The sequence below is a fragment of the Arthrobacter sp. P1_A5 genome (assembly GCF_056406825.1).
This window is the reverse complement of sequence record NZ_JBFTZL010000186.1, coordinates 1-7,170: the sequence shown is the minus strand read 5'-3', so window position 1 is coordinate 7,170 and position 7,170 is coordinate 1. Positions and strand designations below refer to the sequence as shown.

The 7,170-nt window shown below is 65.4% G+C and carries 5 protein-coding genes; 3 read left to right on the top strand and 2 right to left on the bottom strand.

Features of this window, described 5'->3' with window-relative positions; translation table 11 throughout:
• The 3 genes from AC1D1S_RS17920 to glpK all read left to right on the top strand — a co-directional run.
• The coding region (locus tag AC1D1S_RS17920) for a glycerol-3-phosphate dehydrogenase/oxidase (RefSeq protein ID WP_476995085.1) at positions 1–1,146 on the top strand (1,146 nt) is incomplete at its 5' end.
• A gap of 156 nt (positions 1,147–1,302) precedes the next feature.
• Positions 1,303–2,055: an MIP/aquaporin family protein gene (locus AC1D1S_RS17915; protein ID WP_028276452.1), complete on the top strand. Its 753-nt coding sequence runs from the start codon at positions 1,303–1,305 to the stop codon at positions 2,053–2,055.
• A gap of 54 nt (positions 2,056–2,109) precedes the next feature.
• Positions 2,110–3,624 (top strand): glycerol kinase GlpK, encoded by a 1,515-nt coding sequence (gene glpK, locus AC1D1S_RS17910; RefSeq protein ID WP_459384928.1) that lies wholly within the window; start codon positions 2,110–2,112, stop codon positions 3,622–3,624.
• A gap of 76 nt (positions 3,625–3,700) precedes the next feature.
• Here the strand turns inward: glpK and AC1D1S_RS17905 are convergent, their stop codons facing one another.
• Both AC1D1S_RS17905 and AC1D1S_RS17900 read right to left on the bottom strand, forming a co-directional pair.
• Positions 3,701–4,639 (bottom strand): hypothetical protein, encoded by a 939-nt coding sequence (locus tag AC1D1S_RS17905; protein WP_243177387.1) that lies wholly within the window; start codon positions 4,637–4,639, stop codon positions 3,701–3,703.
• Positions 4,640–4,670: 31 nt separating this feature from the next.
• Positions 4,671–7,170: efflux RND transporter permease subunit (locus tag AC1D1S_RS17900; protein ID WP_476995084.1), on the bottom strand; the 2,500-nt coding region annotated here is incomplete at its 5' end.

Here is a 7,170-nt window from a genome sequence, read left to right as displayed (position 1 = left end):
AGCCACGCCCGCGCCAGCAATTACGTCTCCCTGGTCTCGCTGGGCGGCTCCGGAACCCCCGGCACCCCCGGCACCCCCGGCACTCCAGGAACTACTGTCCAGCTGCGGGATGAACTGACCGGCGAGGTGTTCGACTTCACTGCCGACGTCGTCGTGAACACCACCGGCGCCTGGGTCGACCTGACCAACGAGGCGATGGGGGCGGCGTCGTCGTTCATGGGCGGAACCAAGGGTTCGCACATCGTGCTGGACCATCCGGAGCTGCTCGCGGCGTGCAACGGCCGCGAAATCTTCTTCGAGCACACCGACGGCCGGATCGTGCTGATCTACCCGATGGGGGACCGCGTCCTGGTCGGCACCACCGACGTCGACGCCGACATGGCCCAGGACGCCGTGTGCACTGAGGCAGAAATCGATTACTTCTTTGACCTGATCGGCCACGTGTTCCCGGACATCCCGGTGGGCCGCGACCAGATTGTCTACTCGTTCTCCGGTGTTCGCCCGCTTCCGAAGCACGACGCGACCCAGCCCGGCTTCGTCAGCAGGGACTATCGGATCGAACGCCGTGCGGCGGCGGACGGCGCCGTCCTCAGCCTCGTGGGCGGCAAGTGGACCACGTTCCGGGCCCTCGCCGAGCACCTGAGCAACGACGTCCTGGCCGAACTCGGTATGGAACGGAAGGTTTCGACGGCGAAGCTCGCCATCGGCGGCGGCGCCGGCTTCCCGGACAGCGAGGACGGCGTCCAGCGCTGGATCAAGGCCCACATGTCGGCCGGCCGCGACGCCGCCCGCGTCACCGGGCTGCTGACCCGCTACGGGACCCGCGCCGAAGAAGTCATCCGCTTCCTGGACGGGGCCGCGGCCGGCGAGCAGGACAGGCTGCTGCATTCCACCCGCGAGCTGAGCACCCGGGAACTGGAGTTCATGGCCGCCCATGAGCAGATCGGGCACCTCGTGGACGTCCTCATCCGCCGCACGTCCCTGGCCTTTCGCGGCCTGGTGACCGGGGAACTGCTCAACGAAGTCGCGGACATCCTTTCCGGACCGCTCGGCTGGGACGCGGCGCGCCGGGCCTCAGAGATCAGCCACGCACAGGAGGTGCTACAGCGGTTCCACGGTGTCCGGGTCCACAGCCTGGTCGCCTGATATTGCTTGCGTGCCCGGGCAGGGAAGCCCGGGTGCAAGCACTGCGCGGTCCGCCCTGGCGGCCGGCGCAGTGGCTGGCCGGCAGCACGAACATGCTGCCGGCCCCACGGCTTCCAAACTCGCGGACGCCGACAACAGAAAATAGAGGAGTCAAAGATGTCTCTTGGAATAGTTTTCCTATCCGAATTATTCGGTACCGCCATGCTGACCCTGCTGGGTTGCGGCGTGGTGGCCAACGTTGCGCTCAAAGGCACCAAGGGCAACAACGGCGGGTTCCTGATGGTGACCTGGGGATGGGGCATTGCCGTCTTCTCCGGTGTCTATGTTGCCGCCATCTCAGGTGCGCACCTGAACCCTGCCGTGACTTTTGGCCTGCTGGTCAACGGCAAGAAGTTGTACGCTCCCGGCGTTCCGGTCGACTTCGCCTCAACCCTGACCTACTTCGGCGGTGAACTGACCGGTGCCTTCCTCGGCGCCGTCGTGATGTGGCTGGCCCACAAGCAGCACTTTGATCTCGAGCAGGAGCCCGCCAGCCAGCTGGCCGTCTTCTCCACCGGCCCGGCGATCCGCTCCAACCAGTGGAACCTGATCACCGAGATCATCGGCACCTTTGTCCTCGTGTTCGTCATCCTGACCTTCGGTGGGACGCCATCCGGACTCGGCCCGCTGTCTGTGGCCCTGCTGGTCGTCGGCATCGGTGTTTCGCTCGGCGGCCCCACCGGCTACGCCATCAACCCCGCCCGTGACCTGGGCCCCCGCATCGCGCACGCATTGCTCCCCATCAAGGGCAAGGGCTCCAGCGACTGGAGCTACTCCTGGATCCCGGTCGTCGGTCCCCTCATCGGGGGCGCCCTGGGCGGCCTCGTGGCAGCTGTCGTGCCGATCATCATCCCCGTCATCCCTCACTAACCGCCCGTTCAACCGTCAGTACAACTGCCACGCCAAACAGACAAGGACGTCAATATGAACCAGTACGTAGTTGCAATCGACCAGGGCACCACGAGCACCCGAGCCATCGTGTTTGACCACAGCGGCAGCATCGTCTCCTCCGGCCAGATGGAGCATGAGCAGATCTTCCCCCAGCCCGGCTGGGTGGAGCACAACCCCGCTGAAATCTGGAACAACACCCGCGAAGTGATCGGCTCGGCCCTGTCCAAGGCGAACCTGACCCGGCACGACATCGCCGCCGTCGGCATCACCAACCAGCGCGAAACAGCGGTGGTGTGGGACAAGACCACCGGCGAGGCGATCTACAACGCCATCGTGTGGCAGGACACCCGTACCCAGCCGATCGTGGACGAACTCGCCAAGGACGGCGGCGTAGAACGCTTCAAGCAGAAGGTGGGCCTGCCGCTGGCGACCTACTTCTCGGGCACCAAGATCAAGTGGATCCTGGACAACGTCGAGGGCGCCCGGGCCAAGGCGGAGGCCGGCGACCTCGTCTTCGGCAACACCGACTGCTGGGTGCTCTGGAACCTGACCGGCGGGACCGACGGCGGAGTGCACGTCACCGACGTGACCAACGCCTCACGGACCATGTTCATGGACCTTGAGACGCTGTCGTGGGACCAGGAGATTCTGGACGCGTTCGGCGTCCCGGCCTCCATGATGCCGACCATCAAGTCCTCCTCCGAGGTCTACGGCACAGTCCACACCTCGCAGCTGCTGCGCGAGGTTCCTGTGGCCGGCATCCTGGGCGACCAACAGGCGGCCACGTTCGGGCAGGCGGCGTTCGATGCCGGGGAAGCCAAGAACACCTACGGCACGGGCTGTTTCCTGATCTTCAACACGGCCGAGGAGATTATCCATTCCAAGAACGGGCTGCTGACCACCGTCGGTTACAAGCTCGGCGACGCGGCGCCGCACTACGCGCTGGAGGGCTCCATTGCCGTCACCGGTTCCTTGATCCAGTGGTTGCGGGACAACCTCGGCATGATCGGCAGCGCCCCGGAGGTCGAGACCCTCGCGGCCTCGGTGGAGGACAACGGCGGCGTGTACATTGTGCCGGCGTTCTCCGGCCTCTTCGCGCCGTACTGGCGCTCGGACGCCCGTGGCGCCATTGTGGGCCTGACCCGCTTTGTTACCAAGGCCCATATCGCCCGCGCGGCGCTGGAGGCCACCGCCTTCCAGACCCGTGAGGTGCTGGACGCCGTCAACGCCGACTCCGGCGTGCCGCTGACGGAGCTGAAGGTCGACGGCGGCATGGTCGCCAACGACGCCCTGATGCAGTTCCAGGCGGACATCCTCGGCGTGCCGGTCATCCGTCCGAAGGTGGTCGAGACGACGGCTCTGGGAGCAGCCTACGCGGCCGGCCTGGCGGTCGGATTCTGGAAGGACCTGGGCGAGTGCTCGGCCAACTGGGCCGAGGACAAGCGGTGGGAGCCGCAAATGGACCAGGGCGAGCGGGAACGCCAGATGCGTCTCTGGAAGAAGGCCGTCACCAAGTCGATGGACTGGGTTGACGACGACGTGAAGTAGGCGCCCACAAAGGAGCCCCGGCCGGGAAGATCCCGGCCGGGGCTCCTTTGTCTATTGCACGGGAGCGGCAGGGCCGTTAGTGGTAGTGGTGGCCGTCGTAGCCACGTGCCACCTCAGCGCGCGGCGTCTTCGCGTAGACGTCCTTGCTGACCGTGTAGCCCCGGCGGTCGATCTGCAGTGCCTGCTCGTTGACGCTCTTCAGTTCGGAGCGGCTGAGCTTCTTGATCTTGACGAGATTCAGGAACTCCTGGTCCTCTCCGCCCACGGCCGTGACCTTGATCAGACCCGTGTGCTTGGAATAGAACTTTCGCTGGTGGCCGGCGCTTGGCGGGTCCAGCGGGTTGAACTCATCGATGACCAGCACATCGCTGTAGCAACCAGTGGCGACGCAGACGCGTTGGTCCTTCGCGAACACATCACCGCAGTCCAGGAAGTCCACGCTGGGTGCGTAGGCCTGGGGGTAGGCGGGGGTCTTCAGGCGCGGGTGGCTCTGCATGGCGATGCCCGCCTGGGCCTTGTCGATGCCGCTGATGAACGTACTTGGCGCGCCCACAAGCTTCCCGTTCTCGTACTCCTCCGGATATTCGCCGAAGAGCCACACGTCTCCCTTCCGTGTCTCGGCGAAGAAGGCAAGTTCCGATTCCGCGAGCTCACCGTCGGAGTAGTCCCGGTCCCAAATCGCGATGGTCTTCACCCCGTCGATCACCTTGGTCAGCCCCGTGACCGTGCTGACAACCTTGCGGGTGGTTGTCCCGTCCGGGGAGACTACTTTACCGGTGGTGGTGTACTGCATGCCGGGTTCGAGGGGGAACCACTTGTTGTCAATCTCCGGCCTGGACGGGAAGGCGCCGCGGTTGAATTTGATCGCCGAGCCGGGGCCGCACAGTTCCTGGGAACGGGCGACCGCCGGCGCGGTGGCTGCCGTCGCCGCGGCCGCCGTCGCCGCCGTCAGCGACGCCACCACCAGCAAGACCGCGGAGCCGTAAGCGGTAAATCTCTTAGATAGTGGAGTCATCTGACTGGCCTCTCATTGTTGGTAGTTTTTGCTATACGGCTGATACAGGTTCCGGCTCGCGGGGCTGACGGTCATGACGTGCCGGACCCTTCTTGGCGAACCGCAAGTAGAGCGATGGAACGATGAACAGGTTGACCAGTGTCGATGTCACCAGTCCACCCAGGATCACCACGGCCATAGGGTGCTCGATCTCATGGCCGGGGCGGTTGCCCATCACCACCAGCGGGACCAGGGCGAGTGCGGTGGCGAGCGTGGTCATCAGGATTGGTGACAGGCGTTCGGCTGCGCCCCGCAGGACCAGGTCCCGGCCGAACGGCACGCCTTCGAACTGCTCCAGGTGCTGGCAGTGGTTGATGAGCAGGATGCCGTTGCGGGCGGCGATGCCCATCACTGTCAGGAACCCGACCAGCGACCCGAGGGACAGGATTCCGCCGCTCATGTGCGCGGCGATCACCCCGCCCACCAGTGCCACCGGCAGCGTCAGGATGCCCAGAACGGCAAGCCGCCAGCTCCGGAATGCCGCCTGGAGCAGGAGGAACACCACAACCAGGGCGCCCATCGCGAAGAGGAGAAGCCGCTGCGAGGCGGCCTGCCGCTCCGCGTATTCGCCCAGGATCTCGGCGCTGTATCCGGTGGGGAACTCCACGGACTTGAGATCGGATTCGAGTTTTTCGACGACTTTGGCCAGATCGCCTTCCTTGACGTTGGCGCTGACATCGAGGCGGCGGGACCCTTCCGAACGCTCAATGACGTTGGGAGTGGGCTTTACCGTGATCTTGGCGACATCGGCCACCCGGATCTTCTGCCCGCTGGGAGTGTCCAGCGGCAGGTTCTCGATGCTTGTGACGCTGGTCCGGATCGCCGGAGGACTCCAGACCTGGACGTCATAGGCCTTGCCGTCCCGGTAGACGTCGCCGACCTCCTCGCCGGATACCAGGGTGGCTGCGGCACGGCGGACGTCACCGGGCTTCAGGCCGTAGCGGTTGGCGGCGTCCAGGTTCACCTCGACGTCCACCTGCGGAACGTTGACCTGGAGTGCGACTTTGGCTCCGATGGCACCCTCGATGCCGGCCAGGGCAGTCTTGACCTTGTCCGCCTGCTTCTTCAGCGTGTCCAGGTCATCGCCGTACACGCGGACCACGATCGAGTAGCCCGTACCGGTGAGCACCTCGCGGACACGTTCCTTGAGGTAGGTCTGGACGTCCCGGTGAATGCCGGGATACCCGTCCACGACCTGCTGGATGGAGGCCAGGGTCTTGTCGTAGTCGACCGAGGGGTCAACGCTGATCCAGTTCTCGCCAAAGTTGACTCCCACCACCTCATCGGCGGCGAAGGCCTGACCGATGTGGGACCCGCAGTTGTTGACGCCTGGAATGGTCATCAGCTCCTGGCAGGCCAGTTGGCTGACGCGCACTTCCTCGGCGTTGGAGGTGCCGGGTTGCGTGACCCAGTGCATGAGGAAGTCACGTTCCTTGAACGAGGGCAACAGTGACTGGCCCAGGAGCGGGGCCGCTATGATTCCGACGACGCCGAGTGCCGCCACCGCGAGGTAGCCCGGGAGCGGGCGTTTCACAATGGGACGCAGGGCGGCGCCGTACCAGCGCTTGAGGACCCGGACCACCGGCGGATCGCGGTCTTCGAGTTTGGCATTGCGCAGGAAGATGTACGCCATGGCCGGCGTGACCGTGAGGGCCACCAGCATGGACGCCATCACCGCCAGGGTGTAGGCGGTCGCCAGGGGCCGGAAGAAGGCGCCCGTCAGGCCGTCCAGGAAGAAGATCGGCACCGTGGCGGCAACGATAATCAGTGTGGCGTAGACGATGGGGCCGCGGACTTCCAGAGAGGCGTTGACGACCACGCGGGCGGTGCTTTCGGTCCCGCCGCTGGCGCGGTGGTGCCGGAGCCGCCTGACGATGTTCTCGACGTCGATGATGGCATCGTCCACCACGACCCCGACGGCAATCACCAGCCCCGCAAGCACCATCGTATTAATCGTGCCCCCGGTCCAATACAGCACCAGGGCCGCTGCCATCAGCGACAACGGGATCGCCGTCACGCTCACCAGGGCTGTCCGCCATTGGAACAGGAAGACGCTCAGCACCAGGACCACCAGGAAGCAGCCCAGCAGCAGCGCGAGGCTCAGGTTGCCGAGCGATTCCTCGATGAACGAGGCGGGCCGGAACAGGGTGGTGTCGACTGCGATTCCGGTCAGGCCGGGCTGCAGTTCCTTGAGCGCTTCCTCGACCCCGCGGGTGACTTCGAGGGTGTTGCCCCACGGCAGCTTTTCGACGATCAGCATCAGTCCGGGGCCGCCATTGATGACCGCGTCACCGATCAGTTGCTGGTGGTCCTCCACGACGGTTGCCACGTCGGCGAGCTTCAGGGGAGGCAGTCCTTCGCGTTCCTCCAGTGGCACCTGGGCAAGGTCCGCCGGAGACGTGATGGGTTGTACGTGCCTGATGGACATGCTCTGGCTGGGTGTTTCCAGCGCCCCTCCGGTGCCGATCAAGGCACCGGGGGAGTACTTGAGC

Bases quoted from the DNA above. Each gene is read 5' to 3' on its own strand.
- AC1D1S_RS17915 (WP_028276452.1), top strand. From the start codon at position 1,303: ATGTCTCTTGGAATAGTTTTCCTATCCGAATTATTCGGTACCGCCATG.
- glpK (WP_459384928.1), top strand. From the start codon at position 2,110: ATGAACCAGTACGTAGTTGCAATCGACCAGGGCACCACGAGCACCCGA.
- AC1D1S_RS17905 (WP_243177387.1), bottom strand. From the start codon at position 4,639: ATGACTCCACTATCTAAGAGATTTACCGCTTACGGCTCCGCGGTCTTG.